Below are 23,225 nucleotides of genomic sequence, written 5' to 3'. Positions count from 1 at the left end.
GGCCTCTGCCGTTTGGCCGTCTGAAAGATGCTGTTTTGTCGCGCCAAAAGGATATGTATGCACGCTGTTTTACGCAAAACTGGCTTTTTCCTGCTGCTGTGCCTGACTTCCTGCCTGCTGTTTGCCGCCGATTTGACGCCGGTTCCCGCACTGACCGCGCCGGTGATGGACACGGCCGGTATGATGAGCGCGCAGGGGCGGGAAATGCTGGACACGCGGCTGCGGCAGTACAGTCGGGAAAAAGGCAGTCAGATTGTGGTTTTAACCGTACCGGCGGTTGCGCCGGAAACGCCGTTCGACTATGCGGCGCGGGTGATGGCCGACTGGCAGCCCGGCCGCAAAGGCATTGACGACGGCGTTTTGCTGCTGCTGGTGCGCGACGAGCGCAAAACGCATCTGGCGGTGGGGCGCGGTTTGGAGGGTGCGATTCCCGATGTTTACGCCAAGCGGATTCTGGAAGACGTGCTGCGCCCCTATCTGCAACAGGGGCAAACCGATGAAGGCATTGCCGCCGCCGTAGGGCAGATTGAAAAACTGATTGCGGGCGAAGCCCTGCCGGAAGCGGAACGGGCAGATGAGTCCGCAGGTGTGGACTGGTTTTTGATACTGTTCCTGCCGTTTTTCCTGACCGGTTTTTTGCAGGCGGTATGCGGACGTTTTTTGGGCAGTCTGGCCACCGGAGGACTGGTTTTTCTGGCGGTCGGCCTGACGGGGGGCGGTCTGCTGATTGCCGTTTTGGCGGCGGCAGGCAGTGCGGTTCTGGCTTTGGCATTGGGCAGCGGGGCGTTTGTTTCGGCCGGTAACGGGCGCGGACGCGGTTCGCGCGGCGGCTGGCACGGCGGCGGATTCGGCGGAGGTGGTTTTGGCGGTGGCGGATTCGGCGGCGGAGGTGGCAGCTTCGGCGGCGGCGGTGCATCAGGAGGTTGGTAATGGAAACAAACCGTCTCAAACGGCTCTGGCAGCACTGGCTGCATCCGCGCGCACGGGTAGCGCATCATTTTCCGCAAGCGAAGCTGCAACGCGTGGCCGAACGGATTGCCGATTCGGAAGCGCGCCATTTGGGGCAGATCCGTTTTGTGGTCGAATCACGCTATCCGACGGCGGCCGTTCTCACCGGCCTGCAGCCGCGTGTACGCGCCTGGCAGTGGTTCGGCGAATTGGGCGTGTGGGACACCGAACACAACAGCGGCGTGCTGGTGTATGTGTCCTTTGCCGATCATGCGGTGGAAATTGTGGCCGACCGCGGTATCGGCGGCAAAGCGGCAGATGCCGAGTGGCAGGCGGCCTGTGATGTCATGCTGCGTGCCTTTCGGCGCGGCGACTATATCGAAGGCCTGAAACTCGGTTTGATTGAAGTAGATGCGATTTTGCAGCGTCATCTGCCGTGCGACGGTTCGGCGCGGCCGGACGAGTTGCCCAACGAAGTCGTTTTGCGTTAGATTCAGGCCGTCTGAATCTTCTGTTTCTTTCCCCATTATTCGAACCGGAACACAACATCATGAAAAAAATCGAAGCCGTTATCAAACCCTTCAAACTCGACGATGTGCGCGAAGCCCTCACCGACATCGGTATTACCGGCATGACGGTAACCGAAGTCAAGGGCTTCGGCCGCCAGAAAGGGCATACCGAAATTTACCGTGGGGCAGAATATGCGGTGGATTTCCTGCCGAAAATCAAATTGGAACTGGTGCTGGCCGATCATTTGGCGGAACGTGCGGTCGAGGTCATTGTCGAAACGGCGCATTCGGGCAAAATCGGCGACGGCAAAATCTTTATTCTGCCGGTAGAGGAAGCGGTGCGTATCCGTACCGGCGAACGCGGCGATGCGGCCGTGTAAACGGGTGAAGCCTGTCATATATAAGGCCGTCTGAAAACCGATTCCCCGCGTTTTCAGACGGCCTTTTGTATTGAGTTTGCGTAGGTCGGATTCTGGAATCCGACAATTCTCAGGAAGATGTAGGTTGGATTCTTGAATCCGGCAATCCGGTTGGAATATTGATTGGCCGGATAGGGCGGTTATTCGAGATGCACGGCGTGATTCGGTAGTTCTGTCGGGGGGCGGATACAGAGTATCCGACCTACGTTTCTTAGGAAGATGTAGGTCGGATTCTTGAATCCGACAATCCGGTTGGGATATTGATTGACTGGTACGGGGTTTTTATCTGAGATGCGCAGCTTGATTCGGTAGTTCTGCCGGTGTCGGATACGGAGTATCCGACCTGTTTTTCAGCATCAGGCCGTCTGAATGGCCGGGCGGTTTTCAGACGGCCTTTCTGTATCGGGCAGACGTGTCAGACGCGCAACTGTTTCAGCAGGTTTTTCACCGTGCGAATGCGCGTTTCGATATTGTCCGATACTGCGGCCACGCGCAGCCTGTCGGGGCCGGCCATGCGCCAGTTTTTGTTCTGCTGCATCAGCATGATGATGTGGGTGGGGTCGAGACTGTGCGCTTTGCCGAAAGTAAACGTTACCGCTTCGCCCGAAGCGTCTACCGCGTCTATGCCCATTTCTTCCGCAATCAGACGGATGCGGTGGCTTTCTATCAGCGTTTTGACCGGCTGCCCGGGCAGGCCGAAACGGTCCACCAGTTCTTCGTGTACCGCGTTGATTTGCGCTTCGTTTTCACAGGTGGCCAGCCGTTTGTACAGTACCAGCCGTTCATGTACGTCGGGGCAGTAATCCTCGGGCAGCAGGGCGGGGCTGTGCAGTTTGATGTCGGTGGTTACGCCCAGGGGCGCATCCAAATCGGGCTGGCGGCCTTTTTTCAGGTCGCGGACGGCCTGTTTGAGCATTTCGGTGTACAGCGTCAGGCCGACCTGCATCATTTCGCCGCTTTGGCCTTCGCCCAAAATCTCGCCCGCGCCGCGGATTTCCAAATCCTGCATCGCCAGCGCGAAGCCCGCGCCCAATTCGTCGGCCGCCGAAATGGCGTCCAGACGTTTTTCCGCGTCTTTGGTCAGGTATTCGGGGGTGAACAGATAGGCGTAGGCCTGATGGTGGCTGCGGCCGACGCGGCCGCGCAGCTGGTGCAGCTGGGCGAGGCCGAATTTGTCGGCGCGGTTGATGATGATGGTGTTGGCGTTGGGAATATCGATGCCGGTTTCGATGATGGTGGAGCAGAGCAGGAGGTTGAACCGCTGCTGCAAAAAGTCGCGCATCACCTGTTCCAACCCGCGTTCGCGCAGTTGGCCGTGGGCCACGCCGATACGCGCTTCGGGCAGCAGGGCTTCCAGCCTCTCGCGCATATTTTCGATGGTTTCCACTTCGTTGTGCAGGAAGAACACCTGCCCGCCGCGTTTGAGTTCGCGCAGTACGGCTTCGCGCACGCTGCCTTCGCTGAACGGTTTGACAAAGGTTTTCACCGCCAGACGGCGGCTGGGGGCGGTGGTAATCAGCGAAAAGTCGCGCAGGCCTTCCAAAGCCATGCTCAGCGTGCGCGGAATCGGCGTGGCGGTCATCGTTAAAATATCGACATTGGCGCGCAGGCGTTTGAGCTGCTCTTTCTGGCGCACGCCGAAGCGGTGTTCTTCGTCGATAATCACCAGCCCCAAATTTTTGAATTGAATATCGTCCTGTACCAATTTGTGCGTGCCGATAACGATGTCTACCGTGCCTTCGGCCATGCCTTTGAGCGTTTCGGCGGTGGCTTTGCTGCTGTTGAAGCGCGACAGGGCGGCGACTTTGACGGGAAAATCGGCGAAGCGGCCGGCGAAGTTTTGTGCGTGCTGTTCGACCAGCAGCGTGGTCGGTGCCAATACGGCCACCTGTTTGCCGCCCATCACGGCAACAAATGCCGCCCGCAGCGCGACTTCGGTTTTGCCGAAACCGACATCGCCGCAAATCAGCCTGTCCATCGGTTTGGCTTGGGTCAAATCTTTGATGACGGCGGCGATGGCGGCAGCCTGATCTTCGGTTTCCTCATATTCGAAGCCGTCTGAAAACGCCTGATAATCCAATTCGTTAAACTGGAATCGGAAGCCCTCCTGTGCGGCGCGTTGCGCATAGAGATTCAGAAGTTCGGCGGCAGTATCGCGTGCTTTTTCGGCGGCTTTGCGTTTGGCTTTCGTCCATGCGCCGCCGCCCAGTTTGTGCAGCTGCACATTTTCGTGCGCCTGTCCCGAGTAGCGGCTGATTAAGTGCAGTTGCGATACCGGCACATACAGCTGCGCCCCGCCCGCATATTCGAGCAGCATCATTTCGGCGGTTTCACCGCCCAAATCCAGCGTGACCAGCCCCATATAGCGGCCGATGCCGTGTTCTTCGTGAACGACGGGGTCGCCGATATTGATTTCGGCCAAATCGCGCAGCAGGCCGTCTGAAACCTGCGCGTGCTTTTTGCGCCGGTTGGCACTGCGGCTTTTGGCAACATATTGATACAGCTCAGATTCGGTAATGACGGCAAGCGGGGTTTCAGGCTGCCTGTCGGTTTTCAGGCTGCCTGAAAGGTGTTCCGGCGGCAGTTGGAAGCCGTAAGCTAGCGGCGTTACCGTAATCGCCAGCGGCGCACCGCTGTCCAAAAACGCCTGCCAGCCGGCCACACTTTTCGGTTTCAGGCCGTGTTGGGCGAAAAAGCCGAGCATGGTTTCGCGCCGTCCCGCGCTTTCGGCGGTCAGCAGGATACGGCCGTCAAAGGCCGTCTGAAACGCGTGCAGCGCGGCAAGCGGGGTTTCGGATTGGCGGTTCACCGCCACATCGGGCAGCGCGTGGCTGCTGCCGTTTAAATCGGGCAGGATTTGGCCGTAGGCTTTCAGACGGCCTGAGAATTGGTCTTCACTCAAATACAGGTGCGGCGGCGGCAAAGGCGGGTAGGTTTCGTCGCCCTGCGCCATCGCAAAGCGGCTTTTCACATCCGCCCAAAAGCGCGACGCTTCGGTGTGCACGTCGCCGATGCAGGCCATCAGCGCGTTTTCGCCGATGTAGTCGAACAGCGTGGCACAGCCGTCTTCAAAAAACAGCGGCAGGTAATATTCCACGCCCGCGCCGAAACGTCCGTCGCTGACGGCCTGATAAACAGTAGCGGCGTTCGGGTTGCCGTCGATTTCCTCGCGGAAGCGGGCGCGGAAAATTTTTTGCGCGTCTGCATCGGTGGGAAACTCGTGCGCCGGCAGCAGGCGGATTTCGGAAACGGGCGCAAGTGTGCGCTGGCTGTCGGGGTCGAAGGTTTTGATGCTGTCGATTTCGTCGCCGAACAAATCCAAACGGTAGGGCAGCTCCGCCCCCGTCGGAAAAATGTCCAGAATCCCGCCGCGCACGGCAAATTCGCCCGCCGCGACCACATGGGAAACCGCGCTGTAACCGGCCTGCACCAGATTGCCGCGCAAGGCCTCGATGTCTATGGTCTGCCCCGTTTGCAGCCAAAACGTGCGCCCCAGCAGAAACGGCACCGGCGTGAGTTTCTGCATCGCCGTGGCCACCGGCACCACCAGCACATCGGCCTGCCCGCTTTTGACCTGCCACAGCGCGGCCAGCCGTTCGGAAACCAAATCCTGATGCGGCGAAAAGCGTTCGTAAGGCAGCGTTTCCCAGTCGGGCAGGAAGACGGCCCTGTCCTGCGGGCGGAAAAACTGCCAGGCCGTCTGAATGCGCAAAGCCTGTTCGGCATCCTGGGTCAGAATCACTTTGAGCCGGTCTGCGGGCAGATGCCGCGCCAAAGCCCACGGCAGACTGCCGCGCGTCAGATCAAGCCAGTGGGATTTTCGGGCGGGTGCGGGGAGGGGGTAAGTCATGGCGGTAGGAGCAAGTCGGAGAACCTGTAATTATATAAGGCCGTCTGAACCATCACAGGGCATTTCAAACGGCCGAAATGAAAAACGCAGTCATTTTAGCAGAACGGGCAGAGGTTGCCAGAATCGGGAGCCTGTCGGGCTGCTGTGATTCCACAGTAGTGCAAATAAAAACGATAACCATATTAATGACTGATTTGTTAAAATCAATATGGTGGTTGGAATCATTGCGGATGGTGACGGATAAATATGGAGCGGTAACCGTCTGTACGGGAACATTTCGGCATGATGCAGAGACGGTAATATAACGGATCCGGAAAAAAATCTAATTATTTAAAGGGAGAAAACGGAATGAAGATCTTGATCTTACACAAATGGCTGGTTGCAGGGGGAATAGAGCGGGTTTTGCTGTTTTATCTGCCTATTTTTAAGCAGTTAAATTATCAAGTCGATTTGTTATTAACCTATGATTTAGGCGATAAAAATGTTTTCCGTTCGGAAATTCCCGCGCAGATTCATGTTCAATCAGTATTGGATACTGACGACTCCCTTGCATTGGAGCGGGCGGGAAAACGGCGTAAAAAATCACTATGGCATAAGATGTACTATGAATTATGCAAATGGCAATGTCAGCGGCAATATAAAACAATTTTAAAGCAAAAACTTCGTCAAACCGATTATGATTTGGTGATTGATTTTAGTGAATGTTTGGATAAGCTTATCCGCCAGAAATTTTTTCGATTAAATGTGCCGAGTGTCCGTTGGATACACGGCAAATTAATTGAAGCGGAGAAGAATATGTCGGAAAAGCGTTACCGAAAATATCGCAAGATCTTTCAGGGGCACCGAAAAATCATTACGATCTGCCCGGCCATGCAAACGAAAGTCGCGAGCGAACTGGATTTAAACTGTGAGATGTTCACTACAATTTATAATCCGATTGATTTAGAGGCTATCCGGCAAAAAAGTCTGGAATATATTCCTGAAATAAAAGAAAAATATTTCTTGCAGGTTTCCCGTATGGTGGAAGGGAAAGGCCATTTGGAGCTGTTGGAAATTTATGCAGAATTAAAACAAAATGGGGTGAAGCATAAATTGGTGTTGATTGGTGACGGAGATTACCGCCCTGTCGTAGAGCAAAAAATCACTGAATTAAATCTGACCGGCGACTGCTTATTATTGGGCGAAATCAAAAATCCGTATCCTTATTTCAAACAGGCCGATTTATTTTTATTTACCTCGGAATCCGAAGGGCTTGGAATGGTGCTGCTGGAAAGTTTGGCTTGCGGCACGCCTGTCATTTCCATGGATTGCCCGACCGGGCCGAAAGATATTTTGGGCAATGACCAATATGGAAAACTGATTCCGATGCACGATAAACATCGTTTTGTGCAAGCTGTAATGGAGTTGGCGGGTGATCCGGCTCGTTATCAGCATTATGTTGAACAAAGCCTGAAGCGTGCGGAAGATTTTTCGATTGAAAGCATCAGTAAACAAATCGATCAATTATTTGGGCAACTGACTGGCAGGCGGTAGTCTGTTTGGTTACCCCGTTTCTTTCTATTTCCCAACCTGCTCCCGGTTGTGGGGAAAATGGATGCAGTGCCTTTTGCAGGCCAACTTTTTATTCGGTTACGCAGTATATAGGCATAGCAATGTATGTATGCTGCGGTGAAGTAGCGGATTTCGGCCGATGCAGTTACCGGTTATCCGAGTGAATCAAACCAAAGCTGTGGAACCACATGTTTGTGTTATCAATTTTTCCGCTAAGGTCTGTCAGAGAGTATTGCGGGGCGGCACAAATTTGTGCCGATATGCAAAAGCCGATTCGCTTTGCTACAATCCGTTACAAATCATTACAAAATCCTTCAGTCAAAAAATACATAAATTTAACAATAGGAAGACCGATATGTTGAATGCAACGGCAAGGGTCGCTTTTGCTGCCTATCTGCACGATTTGGGCAAGTTTGCAGAGCGGGCGCGGTTGGAGGTGCCGGAGGACAAGCTGCAAACTCATGTTCAGCTGTATTGCTCCCGTGAGGGTAAGCCCGGACGGCAATATACGCACAAGCATGCTGCTTATACGGCTTTGGCATGGGATGTTTTGGGGCAGCAGATACCCGATTTGGTGCATGGCAATATGTATCCTTTTGCCGATCGGGCAGCGGGCGGGGATCAGACCGACTCGCTGCTGAATGTCTCAGCCATGTGCCACACACCCGAGACCTTTCTGCAAGGGATTATCGCTACGGCAGACCGTGTTGCTTCGGGCTTTGATCGGGAAACATTTGAACATTACAGCCACAGCAATGATTCTGCTCTCAATACGGGTGGCCGCCAAACCGGCAAAAACCACTATCAGGTGCGCCTGTTGTCCCTGTTTGAGCAAATTACCCTTCATCCGACTGCCCGGTCTTTGGATCATGCGGGCTTAGATTATTGTTATCCGCTTAAAGCCTTGTCGCCAAAATCGGTATTTCCCCGGCGGCGTGATGAAGTCGAACCAGGTGATAACGAGCGGGCACGGGCCGAATACCGGGATTTGTGGCAGGGATTTTTACAGGCGTTGCAGGCGATTCCGGCATCCCACCGCCAAAATTGGGATTTATGGCTGGACCACTTCGATACCTTGTGGCAAACCTATACCCATGCTATTCCTGCCGCAACTGCCTTCGGCGTAAAACCCGAAGTGTCCCTGTACGATCACAGCAAAACCACAGCCGCATTGGCCGCTGCCCTGTGGCGTTGGCATGAGGCAGAAGGGCAAACCGGTGATGCGGCAGCACAGACACTGAAAAACCGCAGCGACTGGGGCGTGCAGAAAATTTTGCTGATTCAGGGCGATTTTTTCGGCATTCAAAATTTTATTTTTGCCTCAGGCAGCCAAACCAATAAGCGGGCCGCCAAATTGTTGCGCGGCCGCTCGTTTCAGGTGTCGCTGTTTGCCGAATTGGCGGCGTTGAAAGTGCTGCGTGCGTGCCATCTGCCGCCGGTTTCGCAAATTTTGAATGCCGCAGGAAAATTCATGATTGTTGCGCCGAATACAGCAGAAGTGCGTACTGCGGTAGAAGCGGTAAAACGCGAAATCAATGATTGGTTTATTGCACACAGTTTTGGCCAAGTGGGCATGGGTTTGTCGGTTCAGGCTGCCAGCTGCCATGATTTTGTCGAGAAACTGCGTTTTGCCGAGCTGGTAAAGCAATCGTTTGCAGTATTGGAGCAGGCCAAGCTGCAACGGTTTGATTTAACTGCCGCCGCACCTGCCGTTTTAAATGCGGATTACAGTAGTGGTGTATGCAGCTACAACCGGCAGTTGCCGGCAGAGATGGAAACAGAGGGTGTGGCGGCAGCCCGTTTGTCGCAAGACCAAATTACTTTGGGCAGTCTGCTGACCCGGCAAAACCGTATTTTGGTGTTGCCGGAAGGCGGCAAAGTGCATGCCGGCGTCCATACTGTCAAACTGCACCTGCCGGTGTTCGGCCTGCATATTGCTTTTACTGCGGAGGAAGACACGAGCGGCAAATTCGGCAGACTGGCGGCTGACGGCAGTTTATGGCGTTGTTGGGATTTCAGCCTGCCGGAAACGGTAAATGGCAGTGTGTGGCACGGCTATGCCCGCCGCTATATCAATGCTTATGTGCCGCATTTTGCCGACAATGACGAATGGCTGATGCAGAAATACAGTCCGGTACAGGAGGATATCGGCCAAGAGACGGTTAAAGCAGCAGAACCGAAAACCTTTAACCATCTGGCCTGTGAAGACAGGACTAGTGAAGACGGGCAGCATTTTGTCGGAAAAGTGGCCATTGCTGCTTTAAAAGGCGATGTCGATAACCTGGGCACCATTTTCCAGCAAGGCTTGCAGGCACCCACTTTTGCCAAAATGGCAGCGCTTTCCCGCCAGATGAACCACTTTTTCAGCTTATGGCTGCCGGCCTATTGTGCCGAACATTATCCGAATATCTATACCGTGTTTGCCGGTGGCGATGATTTCTTTCTCATCGGCCCGTGGCTGCAAACACAGAAGCTGGCGGCGGCTATGCGGCAGGCATTCGGACATTATGTGGCGGGTAATGCGCAAATCAGTTTCAGTGCCGGTATCTCGATAACCAAACCCGGCCTGCCTTTGGGCAGATTGGCGGCCGGTGCAGAAGAAGCGCTGGATGCGGCCAAAAGTTTTGTCCACCGGCAATACGGGCAGAAAAACAGTATCTGTGTATACAGTACCGGTGTTTCGTGGCACGAATGGCCGGAAATCGAAGCGGCGGCAGGGCGGATTGGAGAGTTGAAAGAGGCTTATGGTTTAAGTTCAGGTTTTATTTACGATATGCTGCAGTTCTGCCGGGCAGCGGGAGAAGAGCGCAAGGGCAATATTGCCGCCGGTATGTGGCGCAGCCGCTTAGCTTACCGCATCCGCCGTTATGTAAACGACAACAAGTGCATCAGCAGCAAAAACAATGCCTATGCCCAATTGACCGAAGCATTTTATCAAAACGGTATCGAGCGTTTGGAGGCGAAATACCGCATTCCCCTGTTTAACCATTTTTACTTGTTGAGGGCAAAATAATGGATCTGAGCCGAATCCGATTAAATACCGAACAGTTGCCGGTTGATATTTTCAGCAGCGTGGCACAAGAGGCGGCGGAGTATATTGTCAAGGCCGATCGCAACAAATCCAGCCAGTTGCGTAAGTTTTACGACGAATTGGCCATGTGGCACGACAAGGTTTGTCAGGCTGCCGAGAGTGAGTGCGAATACCAACAAGCCGCACCGTTTATCCAAATGTTGAAAGCCAAGGCGGCCTATGCGCGAGGGCGCGGTCATGTGGACGAGAATTTTGTCGATATGTTCAACATCATTATCGGCCAAATCGACAGTGCGGCAGCCCTTAAAAATGCCAAACTCTTTTTTGAAGCCGTGCTGGGGTTCCGCAAAGCCGGTGAAGTAAAATCATTCAGGAGCACGACATGAAACTGACCAATATTCATATTCTGGAAGCGGCTTTGGTGTTGCAAACCGGCTTGCACATTGGTGCGGGTGAAGGGGAAATCCACATCGGCGGCATCGACAACAGCGTGATCAAACATCCGGTCAGCGGCGAGCCGTATATTCCCGGCAGCAGCCTCAAAGGCAAAATCCGCAGTCTGCTGGAATGGAAAAGCGGTATGGTGCAGGAGGCTCCCTTGGGCAAATTCGAATATGAAAGTGCGCAAGGTGCCGACAAAACCGCAGTCAAACATATTTTGCAATTGTTCGGTATCAGCGGTGACAGCCAAAGCGAAACCCTGCAGCAGGAAATCGGCCACACCCGCGTGTCATTCTGGGATTGCGCCTTGAACCGGGATTATGTGAAACACCTGCGCGACAATAATCTGCTGCTGACCGAAGTGAAAAACGAAAACCGCATCAACCGCATTGCCGGTACGGCAGAGCACCCCCGGCAAACCGAGCGTGTGCCTGCGGGTGCCCGATTCGACTTTAAACTGACGGTCAAAGAATTCGACGGCGACGACAAAGCTCTGCTCAATACCCTGCTGCAAGGCCTGAAACTGCTTGAATGGGACAGCTTGGGCGGTTCCGGTTCTCGCGGTTACGGTAAAGTGAAGTTCGAGAACCTGCGCGTGAATGATCAGGCGGTTGATGACTTTGATGCCATGCAACCCTTTGCGAAGTGATGCCCATGCAAGCCTATAAACTGACTTTGTGCCCCGAAACCGCTTTCGGCACCCCGCTGGCGGGAGACACCCTGTTCGGCCATATCTGTTGGGGTATTGCCGAGCAATACGGTACCGGCGTTCTGGCCGACTGCCTGCACGGTTACACCGACAATAGACCTTTTTTGGTAGTTTCCGATGCTTTTCCGGACGGTTACCTGCCCCTGCCCACCCTGCCGTCTGCCTATTGGCTGACAGGGGCGGAAACCGACCGTAAAAAGCTGAAGAAAAAACAATGGTTGCCTGAAAATGCATTGGGTACCGACAGCCGTCTATGGCAGCAGCAGGCACAAAGCGGTGCCGAAATCAGCCCGCACCTGGCAGGCAGCCACCGTCGGCCACACAACAGTCTCAACCGCCAAACCTGCACCACAGGCACCGGCGGCCGGTTTGCACCGTATGAGAGCGAGCAGATTTGGTATGCCGACGGCAGCACATGGGCGGTTTACTGCCTGTTGGATGAAGGCCGTCTGAAAAAAGCCTCACTGCAACGGGTGTTGGAGAATATCGGGCAAACAGGCTATGGGCGCGATGCTTCCTCAGGCTTGGGCAAGTTCAGTGTCCGACAGTTTGCAGAGAGCGGCCTGTTCCGGGCCCAAGGCAATGCCGTTTTGACTCTGGCTGCCTGCTGTCCGCAGAATTTGGGCTATGCCGCACGACACAGTTACTACCATACCCAAACCCGGTTCGGGCGGCACGGCAATGTACAGGCCCGCAGCGGCCGGCCGTTTAAACAGCCGGTATTGATGGCGCAAACCGGTGCCGTTTTGAGTGGAACCGTTTCAGGCAGGCCGTATGTGGGGCAGGGGATCTCCGGTATTTCGCACAGCCAGCCGGAGGCCGTACACCAGGGCTATGCACCCGCCCTGTTTTTTGATTTGGATACCGAAGTATTGAATTAACTTCCCGTTGCCGTTTTCAGACGGCCGGATGCCTCGGAGCGCAAGCATGAGTCAAGCCTTTTTCAGCCGGCACCGCCTGTTTCTCACCCCGCTCTCCCCCATTCATTTGGGTTGCGGCGAGCATTACGAACCGACCAATTATGTAATTACAGACGGCGTGCTGTATGCATTTGATCCGGTACAGGCGGAGTTAAGTCCGCCGCAGCTCAGCGAATTGTGGCAGGCTGCCCGGGCAGGGACAATCGACCGGATCCAGCGCTATTTCCACACCCACGCCCAAACCTTTGTCAACAGTGCCTACCATGCTGTCGCAGTGAGCAGAGCCTTGGAAAAAGAATACCGCGAAAAAGCGGGCAAGCCTGCCAACCGTGAAGCCGGTGATAAAACCGGGGCTAACAGTTTGGAGATTGAACGCACTATTGCCAATCCGCAAACCCATCAGCCCTATATTCCCGGCAGCGCATTCAAGGGTTGCTTGCGCACCACTGTGCTGGAACGCATGGTCGGCGGGCAGATACCGCAGCCGAAACCGTCGGAGCGGGAGGCAGCCCGTTTTGAAAAAGATTACCTGGGCAGTTTTGCTTCAGACGGCTTTCGCCTGTTGAAAACCGCCGACTTTATGCCGACCGCAGCAGTGGCTACCCAAATCCAGTACGCCACCAACCACAAAAAGGCAAAAATCATTCAAGACGGCCAAATGGTTAAAGGCAAAAACGTGACCGGGCGGCGGGAAACCATCCAGCACGGCCAGTACCGTGCCTTTGCCGCCGACTGCACCATCCAGCATCTGCTGCTGGCGCACCGGCCACCGATCAGGCAGCCGCACAAAAGCCTGCCGCAAGAGCATGCCCGTCCGCACAGCCTGCAACAACTGGCCCAAGATGCCAACCGCTACCACCTGCATCGGTTTGAGCAGGAATGTGCGCTGCTGGAACCGCGCGGCCTGATTGATCCCGATTGGCTCAAACACATCCGCAACTTGCTGGCACAATTACAGCCGAAGCTGGATCAAGGCAGCATTATGCTGCTGCGTTTGGGCAAACACGGCGGGGCAGAGAGTAAAACGATTGAAAGCCTGGCGCAAATCAAAATTATGCAGGGCGAAGGGCAGAAACCCACTGTCGAATCCAAAACCACAACCGTATGGCTGGCCGCTCAAGCGGCAAAAGAAACCCACGGCCTGCTGCCCTTCGGCTGGGTCTTGGTCGAAATAGACCCGCAAGATGACAACACCGCCTTGAAACAATGGTGCACGGACAACGGCAGCCATCTGCCGGCCATCCGACAAATCCATCAGCGTTTGGCCGAACGCAAAGCCCGTGCCGCCGAGCGCAAAGCCGCATTACAGGCAGCCGCCCGACAGGCCGATCAGGAACGTATAGCCAAACAACGGCAGCAAGCCGAAGAGGCCGCCCGCCGCGAGGCCGAGCTGGCAGCCATGGCTCCGGCACAGCGGCTGGCTGCCGTATGGATGCAGAAACTGAAAGACTTTGTGTATGACGACCGCAACCGGTCGGCGCACACCCAATTTTACCAAAGCCTGCTGTCTGCCCTTGAACAGGCCGCCACAGAGCTGGCACGGGAAGAACAAATACAGCTGGCTGAGCTGATGAGCTTCAAAAAAATGGAAAAAGAAAAGCCTTCATTGTTTCAAGGCAAGCGCGAAAAAGAAATCAAGGCCGTATTGCGCCGCCTGCGCGGCGAGTAGAACCAAGCTGCCTGAACACAGCCTGTGAGAAAAAATAGCCATGACCCACCACCAAGCCCTGAAGCTGCCCCATGAGCTGCCGCTGGCGCGCTACCGCTTCGACTTTACCGTAGAGAGCGAACTGCGCCTGCCCGAATATGCCGGCTCCACCCTGCGCGGTGCATTCGGCCACGCCCTGCGCCGTGCCGCCTGCATGACCCGGCAGAAAGAATGCGGCGGCTGCCCCTTGCAGCAAAGCTGCCCCTACACCCGCCTGTTTGCTCCGACTGCCGACAACCGGCTCAGCAGCAGCTTTCGGCAGACCCCGCCGGCACCCTATATCATCGAAGCCCCGGAAAACGGACGCACCGGCTACGGCAAAGGCGAAACCTTTTCCTTTGAAATGGTATTGCTCGGCCGAGCCCGCAGCCGGCTGCCGCTGATTGCCCACAGCTTCCAACAGGCATTCCGGCGCGGTATCGGTCCGCTCCGCGGACAGGGCGTATTGGGCAATATTGCCGTGGAAACGCCGGAAGGCTGGCAGAGCATATTTGCAGACGGCCAGATACTGCCGCACCCCGATACCCTGGTCTTGCCCCTCCGCTATCCCGAAACCTGTACCCTGCACATCCGCACGCCGATCCGGCTGCAAAGCAAGAGCAGCGTTCTGGGCATCCGCCGCGTACAGGCCGGTATACTGCTGCGCCAACTGATGCGCCGTATCTCGGCCATAGCCACCCGGTATTGGGAAATGCCCTTAGAGGCCGAATTCGGCAAACTTGCCGCCGTTGCCGACAGCATACCGAACCACGCCGATTTACAATGGCAGGATTGGACACGCTATTCCAACCGGCAGCAGCAGAAAATGGTGTTGGGCGGCATCACCGGTACTTGGCAATTCAACAGCCTTCCGTTAGCATTTGCCCAACTTCTGTATATCGGCCAATGGCTGCATATCGGCAAGGAAACAGTATTCGGTTTGGGACGCTACCAACTTTCGGAACCGCCGGGACATGAAGATCAACTTTGTTAAAGTGAGCCGTTTTGGAAAGTGTATTTGTAATGGATTGTTTATGAAAGGAGATATCAGGGTCTGCCGAAACAAAAAAGCCCCACCACACGGGGATTGAGACTATCACAACCGCCCAATGCCGCAATGCCATACTGAAACAAAAAAGCCCCACCACACGGGGATTGAGACCCGTAAGTTCACATAAATACGGCACGTTTTCAGAAACAAAAAAGCCCCACCACACGGGGATTTGAGACCGGTACGTTTGTACTGTTCCTCTGCTGGTTTAGAAACAAAAAAGCCCCACCACACGGGGATTGAGACCATTCAACTCACTCTCATTCAGCAAACCGGAACGAAACAAAAAAGCCCCACCACACGGGGATTGAGACCAATTTCGGCATGGCCGTTCTCGAAACAGAAGGAAACAAAAAAGCCCCACCACACGGGGATTGAGACGTTCGTCCCATGTCAGTATCGGTTTCATTCTTTTGAAACAAAAAAGCCCCACCACACGGGGATTGAGACGGAATTTGGCAAGATAGTCATTCAAAAGTTTGACGAAACAAAAAAGCCCCACCACACGGGGACTGATTAGGTAGCGGAAACTGGAGCCGTCTGAAAAACGGTTCAGACGGCCTTTTGCTTTAAAAGCCGGGCTGCCCGCTGTTGATGCCCAAGGCGGCGATTTTGGCGCGGGTGGACCGGCGCAGGGTTCGGCTGTTTTCGTGTTGGGAGTAGGCCGCTTGGCTGATGCCCGGTTTGGCGGCAACTCCGCTTTGGGTCAGTCCCAGGTATTCCCTCCATGCGCGCAGGGCAGACCGGTTGTTGTCCAAGGCTGCATCGGCCACTTCGGACGGTATGTCGTTGTGGGTGTCTGTCGGATGCATGATGCGTCGGAAATCCGCATAGGGCAGGACGACGAATGCGGGGCTGCCGTTTTTGTCTTTGATGATTGGGTAGCCGGTGGTGCGTTCATCTCGTTTTTGGCTTCTGCGGTACTGAATGATGCCGTTTATAAGCGGTTTATCGGTTTCAAACAAGTAAGTCAGGCCGTCTGAAAGGTAAATGATGAAGTGGAACAGCATAGGCGTTCCGAATGTGCCGAAGATGCCGCAGCATATCGGCAATGCGCTGATCGGTTTCGGCGGCGCGCAATTGATCGGTCGCGTTTTCGGCGAGAAGTGGGGCATTTTCAACCGGCGCGGTATTCCGCTGCTGCCGGTCGACAATATGTCGAACCAATCGGAGATTGTTATATACGGTGTTGCAAGCCGAACTGTTTTGACTGTGGATAACCAGTAAGCTGTTTAGCTGCTGTCAGGTTGCTGCATCTGTGATTTGAAACAAAAAAAGTCCCATCATTCTGAGGAGCTCGGCTTCATAAGGCCGAGCGTGATGGGCTGAGTATTTCATAGGAGTCGGTGTGGCTTGCAGACATCTTTATTTGTTCGCTTACGATATTTCGGCAACCCGTACACAGAATCAGGTACGGCGTATGCTGCGTGCTTATGCCGTGGGCGGGCAGAAGTCTTTGTTTGAATGTTTGCTGACTGATGCCGAGCTGCATCAGTTGTGCATGTTATTTCGGGGTTTGCTGGGCGGTAGCGACAGGCTGCATGTGTTTCGTTTAAGCGATACGGTGCAGCCTATTTTTTACGGTTGTGCCGGAAGTCTGGCTTATGATCCGTTTGTTATCGGATAACAGCCTCAGATCGGGAGGGGAAATGGTAACTTTATTTATTGACCGTAAAGGCTTGACCTTGCGTGCTGACGGCGGTGTTCTGACTTTTTATGATCAGGACCGGCGGGTGGGTACGGTGCCTGTCAGGGTGTTGGAGCGGGTCTGTATCAGCGGCGATTTGCAGCTCTCGGCGTCGGTTTTGGGAAAGTTGGGCGGGCAGGGGGTAGGTGTGGCTGTATTGGGCGGTAGGAAAAGGCAGCCGGTATTGTTGATGCCGAACCTTAAAGTGGATGCGTTACGGCGTATGGCACAGTTTAATCTGGCGCAGAACCCGGATTTTTGCTTGCAGCAGGCCAAAATCTGGATAGGCCGCAAAGTTGCCGATCAGGCGGCACTCTTGGAACGCTTTGCCGAAAAAAACAGTGTGGTGGGGGCACGTCTGCATCGAAGCCGTTCGGTGCTGGCACAAGTGATGCCGCGTATCGGCGCAGCTGAGGATGCGGCACAATTGCGCGGACTGGAAGGTGCGGCAGCAGCTCATTATTTTGCCGCTTTCCCCTATATCCTGCCGGACTCTTTAAACTTTAAAAGCCGTAATAAAAGGCCGCCCGCCGATGCTTTTAATGCAGTGCTGTCGTTGGGCTATACGCTGTTGCATTTTGAGCTGGTAAGGCAGGTATATTTAACGGGGCTGGATCCCTTTGTCGGTTTTTATCACGGTATCGATCACGGCCGGGAATCGCTGGCTTGTGATTTGATTGAGCCGTTGCGCCCGCTTTATGATGAATGGGCGGTCAGCCTGTTTGCCGACAAGGTATTGCGGCCGGAAGATTTTTCGATACGCGGTCAGGCCTGTATGATGGGCAAGGCAGGGAGAATGCGCTTTTATGCGGCTTTTGAAAAGGCGGCCAGATTATGGCGGCCGCACATGCGCCGTTTATGCAGGGATTTATTGGCCTCGCTGGGTGTGGCGGCGGGTAAGGAATGCGATTTTGCCGTATCGGAAATAATGATTGTGGAACCGGAAGATGCGTTGGCTGATTGCGTATGATATTGCCGATACGGCACGCTTGCAGAGAGTATATCGTGTTTTGTGTCATTATGCCCTACCTTTGCAGAACAGTGTGTTTCTGTTGGTGGGAAATCAGGCAGACTACCGGCAATGTTTGGACACTCTGTTGCCGAAATTAAACCATCGAGAAGACGATTTACGTGTTTATCCGCTGCCTTCGGGCGGCTTTATATTTGCCTGCGGACGCGTGTTGCCTGAAGGGGTTTATCTTTCTGTTTTCGAATCAGAGGCCGTCTGAACGGCAGCATGGCGTAATGTCAGCGGGACAAATTTGTATCTGATGTCAAAATTCCCGGCCGGCTTTAAAATAAATTTTTCGAGGTTCATGAGGTATGCAGATGGTTTATTTTGTTTCCCGCCATGCCGGTGCGCGTGCCTGGGTTGCGCAACAGACGAAATGGCAGGTAGATTGTTTTGTCAGCCATTTGGATCCGCAGTGTATCCGGCGCGGCGATGTAGTGCTGGGTACGCTGCCGCTGCATTTGGCAGCGGAGGTATGCGCGCGCGGCGGTATTTTTTATTTTCTGACCCTGCCGCAAGAAGAAGCCGGGCGCGGTTCAGAATATTCGGCAGAAGAGATGGCGGAGATGGGGTGCAGCCTGCGGCGTTTTGAGGTTCGGGCTGTGTGATATTGACGGAACGTGAAAAGGACGTATGAAATGAAAAAATTTGATGTGCACGTGTGTCTGGTATCGGATCAGGCAGTGCCGAATTTTGTGCCCGTATTGGATAGGGATTTCCGTCCGCAGAAAGTAGTATTGCTGGTAACGGATAGAATGAAAGACAAAGCACAGGCTCTGGCCGGTGTGATGGAGCAACGCTGTCAGGTGAAGGTGTCGCAGATCACAATCACCGATGCGTACGATATGGGAAAAACGGGTGAACTGGTATTCGATTTGTTGTGCAACGAGAATAAAGATAAGGTGGCACTGAATGTAACCGGCGGTACCAAGCTGATGGCAATCGGTGCATTTTCGGTATTTAAAGAAGCAGGTTATCCGGCTTTCTATTTTACTGACAGCAGTAATGAAGTGCTGCTGTTGGATACTCATGAACGCTTCAAGCTGAATCCGCCCAAAATCAAAATTGAAGATTATTTGACATTATACGGTTATCCGGCATGCGATAAGCTGAAAAGACAGTTGGCGCACCCCGAATGGCTGCCGTTTGCCGAAGAACTGATACGGTCATGTGATAGCTTGGCTCCGGTTTTGAGCAGTTTGAATTATGAAATTATGCAGGCAGTACAAGCCGATAAGCATACATTAAGATGCAAAATGCCAAGCCACAATAATATAACTGTTCTGCGGTCTATGATAGAGAAAAGCCGCTTAGCCAAATGTACAAATGGGTATGTAGAATTTGATAGTAAGGAGGCACTGCAATATGTGGCGGGAGGCTGGTTTGAAGATTATGTCTTTCATACGGCTAAATCTTTGCCTGGTGTGCAGGATATTGCTTTAAATGTACAGATTGAGAATGCCAAAGACCATGTGTTTCAGCATAATGAGTTGGATGTTTTGTTGATGGCGAATAATGTGTTGCATGTATTGGAGTGTAAAACCGCTAATTTTGCCAAACGTGAGGATAAGGCTGAAGAAGCATTGTACAAATTGGAATCGTTGAAAAAATTGGGCGGTTTGAAAACCAAGGCTATGCTGCTATCTTACCGTGAGTTGTCTTCTCCCATCCGAAACCGTGCTAAGGGAGCACAGATTGGCCTTATTGAGCAAAAAGATGTAAAAGGAATGAAAACTGTGTTGGAGAAATGGATGAATGAACACCGTTAAGAAAAAAATTCTGGTGGCTGTAACCGGTATGTCGCCGCAGATTGTTACAGAAACACTATATGCGCTTTATACCCAGCAGCAATGGCTGCCGCAGGAAATCCATGTGCTGACTACGCAGACCGGTGCTGCCAATATTGCGGCATCTTTGCTGGGTGAAACAGGTTTTTTTGAACGTTTGCGGCGTGAATATGGTTTGCCGGCCATCGGATTCGGTACGGATTTTATTCATGTGATTGAGGACGAAAACGGTTTGCCGCTGGCCGATATCCGCACGCCTCAGGAAAACAGCCTGGCGGCAGACCGGATTGTGCGCTTTATTCATGACTTGTGTGCTGACGATCAAACCGAGCTGCACGTATCGATTGCGGGCGGGCGCAAATCGATGGGCTTTTATATTGGTTATGCACTCTCTCTGTTCGGCCGCCGACAGGACAGACTGTCGCATGTGTTGGTTGAAGAGGCGTTTGAGCAGCATCGGGAATTCTTTTATCCGCCGCGCCAAAGCTTGTGGATCGATACGGTGAAAGGGCGCATGGATGCAGCGAAAGCCAAAGTGATGTTGGCCGATATTCCGTTTGTTCGGATCAGGGAAGGTCTGCCGAAGCTGCGTTTGGCAGATGATTGGCGTTTTTCACAGGCGGTAGCAATCACTCAGCAGAGTTTGAGCGGATTTCATTTATTGATTGACTGTCCGAGTTTGAGTATTGTTTGCGGCAATATGGCAACGATTAAGCTGGCCGAGCGGGAATTCAGCTTTTATTTGGCAATGGCCGAATTTAAATGCGAAGATGTTGTGTTGTGCCGGGAAAAAAACAGCCCGGACTATGAGCGTTTGAAAGAGCGTTATTGGCATCATTATTGTCGGTTTAAAAAAGAGCTGCGCGGTGGAAGCGTTGAAGCGGAAAAGCGCAGACAGGCGGTTTACCGGGCTTTGGATATTGATGAAATCTGGAAAGAAGTGCCGACGCGGATTAAAAAGGTGTTGTCGCACCATTTGGATGATTATGCCCAGTATTACTGCATTATCAGTTCAGGCGAGAGAAACCGGCTGTGCTATCAGTTGGCCGTGGATAAAAAGAGAATAGAGATTTGCTATTGAGATGGATCTACCGGAAAACGGCATGATACGGTGGGTTTCTGCAAAATGGTGTGATGAAAATCTGATTCAATGGATTTTGGCGGTTGAGGGAAATAATTTTTAGTTTCGGAGGTGTGATGAAAACAGTTCGGGCAGCGGCGGTGCAGATGGTGTCTTCTGCCGACTGGCGGGAAAATACGGAAAAAATGAAGGCCTTGGTGCGCGAGGCGGCGCGGCAGGGGGCAGATTGGGTGCTGCTGCCCGAATACTGGCCGCTGATGGGGCGGTCGGACCGAGATAAAATTGCGGTGGCCGAAGCGGCGGGGGACGGTGTTTTTCAGACGGCGTTGAGTGAGGCGGCGCGGGAGAACGGCGTGGTGCTGTTCGGCGGTACGGTACCGTTGGTTTCGTCTGCGGCAGACAAGGTGCGCAATACTCTGCCGATTTTCGGCCGTGACGGCAAATGGCTGGCCGGTTACGACAAAATCCATCTGTTCGGCTATTCGGGTTTGGGGGAGCGTTATGCGGAAGCGGATACGATTGAGGCGGGCAGGCAGGTGCCGCGTTTTGAGACCGACGGTTGGGGGGTGGCGCAGGGCATCTGCTACGATTTGCGTTTTCCCGAGTTGTTCCGCGCGCAAATGCCGTTCGGTGTGCTGATGCTGCCCGCCGCGTTCACTTACACCACGGGCAAGGCGCATTGGGAGTTGCTGCTGCGCGCCCGTGCGGTGGAGAATCAATGCTATGTGGTGGCGGCGGGACAGGGCGGTGTGCACGAGAGCGGGCGCAAGACGTTCGGCCATTCGATGATTATCGACCCGTGGGGCGAAGTGCTGGTGCAGCTGCCGCAAGGCGAAGGGGTGGTGTGTGCCGATTTGTCGCCGGCCAAATTGGAAAGTGTGCGCAACCGTCTGCCCGCCTTAAAGCACCGTGTGTTGTGAGGTATTCGCCGCAAGGCCGTCTGAAAACACGGTCGGGCATATTGGTGGATAGGGGCCGGCGTGATACACAGACCGCCGCAGGTTTGGGCCTGCGGCGGTTTTGCTGTCAAGTGTCGGTTCGGTGTGCTTCCTGTTCTTCCTTATAGCGGCGCAGCCAGGCGATGGCGGTATTTTTTTCTGCTTCGCTGCCGTAGCGGGCATCGCGCTGGTAGCGGCGGAACAGGGCTTTTTGTTGCGCTTCCTGAATCTGGCGCGCCTGAAAGGATTCGCGGTTGGCGGGGACGGTGCGGCGTGTCTGCTGTTCGGCGGCGCGCTTCATGGCTTGGGCAATGAGTGCTGCCGGATTGAGCGGGTTGGGGGCGGTAGCGGCCGATGTGTTTTGCAGACGCGCTTTGGCGGCGGCTTCACGTTCGGCAAGGCGGGATTTTTTTTCTGCCGTATCGCGTTTCAGACGGCCTTGCCGTTGTTCGTAGCGCAGGCGGGCGTGTTCGGCAGCGGCAAAACGCGGTTCCGCTGCCGTTGCCAATGTACGTGCGCGCGGCAGATGGCGGTCGGGTACGGGCTGCAAATGGATACAGTCTACGGGGCAAGGGGCGACACAGAGGCCGCAGCCGGTGCATTCGTCGGCGATGACGGTGTGCATCTGTTTGGACGCGCCGAGTATGGCATCGACCGGGCAGGCACGGATGCAGGCAGTACAGCCGATGCAGACGGCCTCGTCAATCCAAGCCAATACGGGAGGCTGGACTTTGGCCGGCGGCAGGGGCGGCTGTTTCAGCAGGGCAGCCAAGTCGCGGATGACAGTTTCGCCGCCCGGGGCGCACAAATTCAACGGGGCTTCGCCTGAGGCTAAGGCTTCCGCATACGGCAGGCAGCCGGAGAAACCGCATTCGCGGCATTGGGTTTGCGGCAGCAGGCGGTTGATGACTTGGGCGGGCGGGTTCATAAACGGGTGAAACGGTGGAAAAGGGCGGATTATAGCAGAAGGCGGTAGAGGCCGCCTGAAACAGCAAGGCCGGTGTATCTGCGGTTTTCAGACGGCCTTACAGGGTAATTTTAGTCTCTACTTTGTTGAAATCCATGATAAATTGGCTTTTGAAGGCGCGGACGTTGTTGTCGGCGGTAAAGATGCGGCGGGTCAGGCGGTGGTAATCGGCCATATCGCGCGCGTGTACCAGCAGCATGTAGTCGTGGTCGCCTGAAATTTCGTAGCAGCAGACGACATCGGGTTCGGTCGTCAGGCTGTGGACGAAGCGGTCGAGCATTTGGTGGTTTTGGCTGGCCATTTCGACAGCGATAAAGACGCTCAGGCTGCGGCCGACGGCCGTCGGGCTGACTAATGCCACCTGTTTCAGAATCACGCCGCTGTCTTGCAGCTGGCGGATACGCCGCTGGCAGGTGGCAGGCGAAGAGTGTACCCGCTCGGCAATTTCCGCCAGCGGCAGGGCGGCGTTTTCTTGGAGGATATTGAGAATGGCTTTGTCGAGCTTGTCTAATTCGTGGGTTGTCATTTGTGGAAAAAAACATTTGAAAACAGGATTAAAAGGATAAATGATTTTGTATTTTGATTATTTGTGAAAAATTTTATCATAAAAATTCTTTAAAATGGCCGCTTCCAACCC

General features: G+C 54.1%; 22 protein-coding genes and 1 CRISPR repeat array. Of the genes, 18 read left to right on the top strand and 4 right to left on the bottom strand.

Annotated elements, in window-relative coordinates; all coding sequences use genetic code 11:
- The first annotated feature begins 57 nt into the window (after positions 1-57).
- The 3 genes from ORY85_RS03750 to ORY85_RS03740 are packed head-to-tail and all read left to right on the top strand — an operon-like array spanning position 58 to position 1,837.
- Complete coding sequence (locus ORY85_RS03750) at positions 58-930, top strand: YgcG family protein (RefSeq protein WP_274571298.1); 873 nt, start codon at positions 58-60, stop codon at positions 928-930.
- On the top strand, positions 930-1,439 hold the full coding sequence (locus tag ORY85_RS03745; protein ID WP_274571299.1) for a TPM domain-containing protein: 510 nt from the start codon (positions 930-932) through the stop codon (positions 1,437-1,439). Before ORY85_RS03750 ends, ORY85_RS03745 begins: the two co-directional genes overlap by 1 nt.
- Before the next feature lie 59 nt (positions 1,440-1,498).
- Complete coding sequence (locus tag ORY85_RS03740; protein WP_274571300.1) at positions 1,499-1,837, top strand: P-II family nitrogen regulator; 339 nt, start codon at positions 1,499-1,501, stop codon at positions 1,835-1,837.
- Positions 1,838-2,291: 454 nt separating this feature from the next.
- On the opposite strand, the gene mfd is transcribed toward ORY85_RS03740, so the two are convergent.
- Entirely contained in the window at positions 2,292-5,726 is a 3,435-nt protein-coding gene (mfd, locus tag ORY85_RS03735) for a transcription-repair coupling factor (protein WP_274571301.1), read from the bottom strand.
- Positions 5,727-6,074: 348 nt separating this feature from the next.
- Between mfd and ORY85_RS03730 the strand changes: the two genes are divergently transcribed.
- From ORY85_RS03730 to cas6, 7 genes are all read left to right on the top strand, one after another.
- The gene (locus tag ORY85_RS03730; protein WP_274571302.1) at positions 6,075-7,259 is read left to right on the top strand and encodes a glycosyltransferase; all 1,185 of its coding nucleotides are present in this window, start codon (positions 6,075-6,077) and stop codon (positions 7,257-7,259) included.
- Between the two features lie 373 nt (positions 7,260-7,632).
- Positions 7,633-10,290 (top strand): type III-A CRISPR-associated protein Cas10/Csm1, encoded by a 2,658-nt coding sequence (gene cas10, locus ORY85_RS03725; protein WP_274571303.1) that lies wholly within the window; start codon positions 7,633-7,635, stop codon positions 10,288-10,290.
- Entirely contained in the window at positions 10,290-10,694 is a 405-nt protein-coding gene (csm2, locus tag ORY85_RS03720; RefSeq protein WP_274571304.1) for a type III-A CRISPR-associated protein Csm2, read from the top strand. The genes cas10 and csm2 overlap by 1 nt, the downstream gene beginning before the upstream one ends.
- The gene (gene csm3 / locus ORY85_RS03715) at positions 10,691-11,398 is read left to right on the top strand and encodes a type III-A CRISPR-associated RAMP protein Csm3 (protein WP_274571305.1); all 708 of its coding nucleotides are present in this window, start codon (positions 10,691-10,693) and stop codon (positions 11,396-11,398) included. The genes csm2 and csm3 overlap by 4 nt, the downstream gene beginning before the upstream one ends.
- 5 nt (positions 11,399-11,403) lie before the next feature.
- Complete coding sequence (gene csm4 / locus ORY85_RS03710; RefSeq protein WP_274571306.1) at positions 11,404-12,339, top strand: type III-A CRISPR-associated RAMP protein Csm4; 936 nt, start codon at positions 11,404-11,406, stop codon at positions 12,337-12,339.
- 46 nt (positions 12,340-12,385) lie between these two features.
- The gene (locus ORY85_RS03705; RefSeq protein WP_274571307.1) at positions 12,386-14,047 is read left to right on the top strand and encodes an RAMP superfamily CRISPR-associated protein; all 1,662 of its coding nucleotides are present in this window, start codon (positions 12,386-12,388) and stop codon (positions 14,045-14,047) included.
- A gap of 40 nt (positions 14,048-14,087) precedes the next feature.
- A complete protein-coding gene (gene cas6 / locus ORY85_RS03700) occupies positions 14,088-15,059 on the top strand; it encodes a CRISPR system precrRNA processing endoribonuclease RAMP protein Cas6 (RefSeq protein WP_274571308.1) in 972 nt (323 codons plus the stop codon).
- 65 nt (positions 15,060-15,124) lie between these two features.
- A CRISPR array of direct repeats spans positions 15,125-15,635; the repeat unit is 35 nt; unit sequence GAAACAAAAAAGCCCCACCACACGGGGATTGAGAC.
- A 50-nt stretch (positions 15,636-15,685) separates the two neighbouring features.
- On the opposite strand, the gene ORY85_RS03695 is transcribed toward cas6, so the two are convergent.
- Complete coding sequence (locus ORY85_RS03695) at positions 15,686-16,126, bottom strand: hypothetical protein (RefSeq protein WP_274571615.1); 441 nt, start codon at positions 16,124-16,126, stop codon at positions 15,686-15,688.
- A 22-nt stretch (positions 16,127-16,148) separates the two neighbouring features.
- Between ORY85_RS03695 and ORY85_RS03690 the strand changes: the two genes are divergently transcribed.
- The 8 genes from ORY85_RS03690 (at position 16,149) to ORY85_RS03655 (ending at position 21,603) form a co-directional block, all read left to right on the top strand.
- A complete protein-coding gene (locus tag ORY85_RS03690) occupies positions 16,149-16,343 on the top strand; it encodes a hypothetical protein (protein ID WP_274571614.1) in 195 nt (64 codons plus the stop codon).
- A gap of 121 nt (positions 16,344-16,464) precedes the next feature.
- Positions 16,465-16,743 (top strand): CRISPR-associated endonuclease Cas2, encoded by a 279-nt coding sequence (locus ORY85_RS03685; protein ID WP_274571613.1) that lies wholly within the window; start codon positions 16,465-16,467, stop codon positions 16,741-16,743.
- A gap of 22 nt (positions 16,744-16,765) precedes the next feature.
- A complete protein-coding gene (gene cas1, locus ORY85_RS03680; protein WP_274571612.1) occupies positions 16,766-17,773 on the top strand; it encodes a CRISPR-associated endonuclease Cas1 in 1,008 nt (335 codons plus the stop codon).
- Positions 17,751-18,032: a CRISPR-associated endonuclease Cas2 gene (gene cas2, locus ORY85_RS03675; RefSeq protein ID WP_274571611.1), complete on the top strand. Its 282-nt coding sequence runs from the start codon at positions 17,751-17,753 to the stop codon at positions 18,030-18,032. Before cas1 ends, cas2 begins: the two co-directional genes overlap by 23 nt.
- Before the next feature lie 94 nt (positions 18,033-18,126).
- Complete coding sequence (gene csx16, locus ORY85_RS03670; RefSeq protein WP_274571610.1) at positions 18,127-18,423, top strand: CRISPR-associated protein Csx16; 297 nt, start codon at positions 18,127-18,129, stop codon at positions 18,421-18,423.
- A 30-nt stretch (positions 18,424-18,453) separates the two neighbouring features.
- Complete coding sequence (locus ORY85_RS03665) at positions 18,454-19,584, top strand: Card1-like endonuclease domain-containing protein (protein WP_274571609.1); 1,131 nt, start codon at positions 18,454-18,456, stop codon at positions 19,582-19,584.
- Positions 19,571-20,683, top strand: coding sequence for a CRISPR-associated ring nuclease Csm6 (gene csm6, locus ORY85_RS03660; RefSeq protein ID WP_274571608.1), 1,113 nt, complete (start codon positions 19,571-19,573; stop codon positions 20,681-20,683). Before ORY85_RS03665 ends, csm6 begins: the two co-directional genes overlap by 14 nt.
- Before the next feature lie 116 nt (positions 20,684-20,799).
- Positions 20,800-21,603: a carbon-nitrogen hydrolase family protein gene (locus ORY85_RS03655; protein ID WP_274571607.1), complete on the top strand. Its 804-nt coding sequence runs from the start codon at positions 20,800-20,802 to the stop codon at positions 21,601-21,603.
- Positions 21,604-21,709: 106 nt separating this feature from the next.
- Here ORY85_RS03655 and ORY85_RS03650 read toward each other — a convergent pair whose 3' ends face one another.
- Together ORY85_RS03650 and ORY85_RS03645 are read right to left on the bottom strand one after the other, a co-directional pair.
- Positions 21,710-22,549, bottom strand: a complete 840-nt coding sequence (locus ORY85_RS03650; protein WP_274571606.1) for an RnfABCDGE type electron transport complex subunit B — start codon at positions 22,547-22,549, stop codon at positions 21,710-21,712.
- 97 nt (positions 22,550-22,646) lie between these two features.
- Complete coding sequence (locus ORY85_RS03645; RefSeq protein WP_274571605.1) at positions 22,647-23,114, bottom strand: Lrp/AsnC family transcriptional regulator; 468 nt, start codon at positions 23,112-23,114, stop codon at positions 22,647-22,649.
- Positions 23,115-23,225 lie beyond the last annotated feature (111 nt).

Origin of the sequence: Neisseria leonii, assembly GCF_028776105.2 — a bacterium.
Lineage (GTDB): Bacteria > Pseudomonadota > Gammaproteobacteria > Burkholderiales > Neisseriaceae > Neisseria > Neisseria leonii.
This window is presented reverse-complemented; position numbering and strand designations above follow the sequence as displayed.

Bases quoted from the DNA above. Each gene is read 5' to 3' on its own strand.
- mfd (WP_274571301.1), bottom strand. From the start codon at position 5,726: ATGACTTACCCCCTCCCCGCACCCGCCCGAAAATCCCACTGGCTTGAT.
- ORY85_RS03695 (WP_274571615.1), bottom strand. From the start codon at position 16,126: ATGCTGTTCCACTTCATCATTTACCTTTCAGACGGCCTGACTTACTTG.
- csm4 (WP_274571306.1), top strand. From the start codon at position 11,404: ATGCAAGCCTATAAACTGACTTTGTGCCCCGAAACCGCTTTCGGCACC.
- csm2 (WP_274571304.1), top strand. From the start codon at position 10,290: ATGGATCTGAGCCGAATCCGATTAAATACCGAACAGTTGCCGGTTGAT.
- cas6 (WP_274571308.1), top strand. From the start codon at position 14,088: ATGACCCACCACCAAGCCCTGAAGCTGCCCCATGAGCTGCCGCTGGCG.
- csx16 (WP_274571610.1), top strand. From the start codon at position 18,127: ATGCAGATGGTTTATTTTGTTTCCCGCCATGCCGGTGCGCGTGCCTGG.
- ORY85_RS03690 (WP_274571614.1), top strand. From the start codon at position 16,149: ATGCCGCAGCATATCGGCAATGCGCTGATCGGTTTCGGCGGCGCGCAA.
- ORY85_RS03665 (WP_274571609.1), top strand. From the start codon at position 18,454: ATGAAAAAATTTGATGTGCACGTGTGTCTGGTATCGGATCAGGCAGTG.
- ORY85_RS03750 (WP_274571298.1), top strand. From the start codon at position 58: ATGCACGCTGTTTTACGCAAAACTGGCTTTTTCCTGCTGCTGTGCCTG.
- cas10 (WP_274571303.1), top strand. From the start codon at position 7,633: ATGTTGAATGCAACGGCAAGGGTCGCTTTTGCTGCCTATCTGCACGAT.
- cas2 (WP_274571611.1), top strand. From the start codon at position 17,751: ATGCGTTGGCTGATTGCGTATGATATTGCCGATACGGCACGCTTGCAG.
- cas1 (WP_274571612.1), top strand. From the start codon at position 16,766: ATGGTAACTTTATTTATTGACCGTAAAGGCTTGACCTTGCGTGCTGAC.
- ORY85_RS03745 (WP_274571299.1), top strand. From the start codon at position 930: ATGGAAACAAACCGTCTCAAACGGCTCTGGCAGCACTGGCTGCATCCG.
- csm3 (WP_274571305.1), top strand. From the start codon at position 10,691: ATGAAACTGACCAATATTCATATTCTGGAAGCGGCTTTGGTGTTGCAA.
- ORY85_RS03705 (WP_274571307.1), top strand. From the start codon at position 12,386: ATGAGTCAAGCCTTTTTCAGCCGGCACCGCCTGTTTCTCACCCCGCTC.
- ORY85_RS03655 (WP_274571607.1), top strand. From the start codon at position 20,800: ATGAAAACAGTTCGGGCAGCGGCGGTGCAGATGGTGTCTTCTGCCGAC.
- ORY85_RS03645 (WP_274571605.1), bottom strand. From the start codon at position 23,114: ATGACAACCCACGAATTAGACAAGCTCGACAAAGCCATTCTCAATATC.
- ORY85_RS03650 (WP_274571606.1), bottom strand. From the start codon at position 22,549: ATGAACCCGCCCGCCCAAGTCATCAACCGCCTGCTGCCGCAAACCCAA.
- ORY85_RS03740 (WP_274571300.1), top strand. From the start codon at position 1,499: ATGAAAAAAATCGAAGCCGTTATCAAACCCTTCAAACTCGACGATGTG.
- ORY85_RS03730 (WP_274571302.1), top strand. From the start codon at position 6,075: ATGAAGATCTTGATCTTACACAAATGGCTGGTTGCAGGGGGAATAGAG.
- csm6 (WP_274571608.1), top strand. From the start codon at position 19,571: ATGAACACCGTTAAGAAAAAAATTCTGGTGGCTGTAACCGGTATGTCG.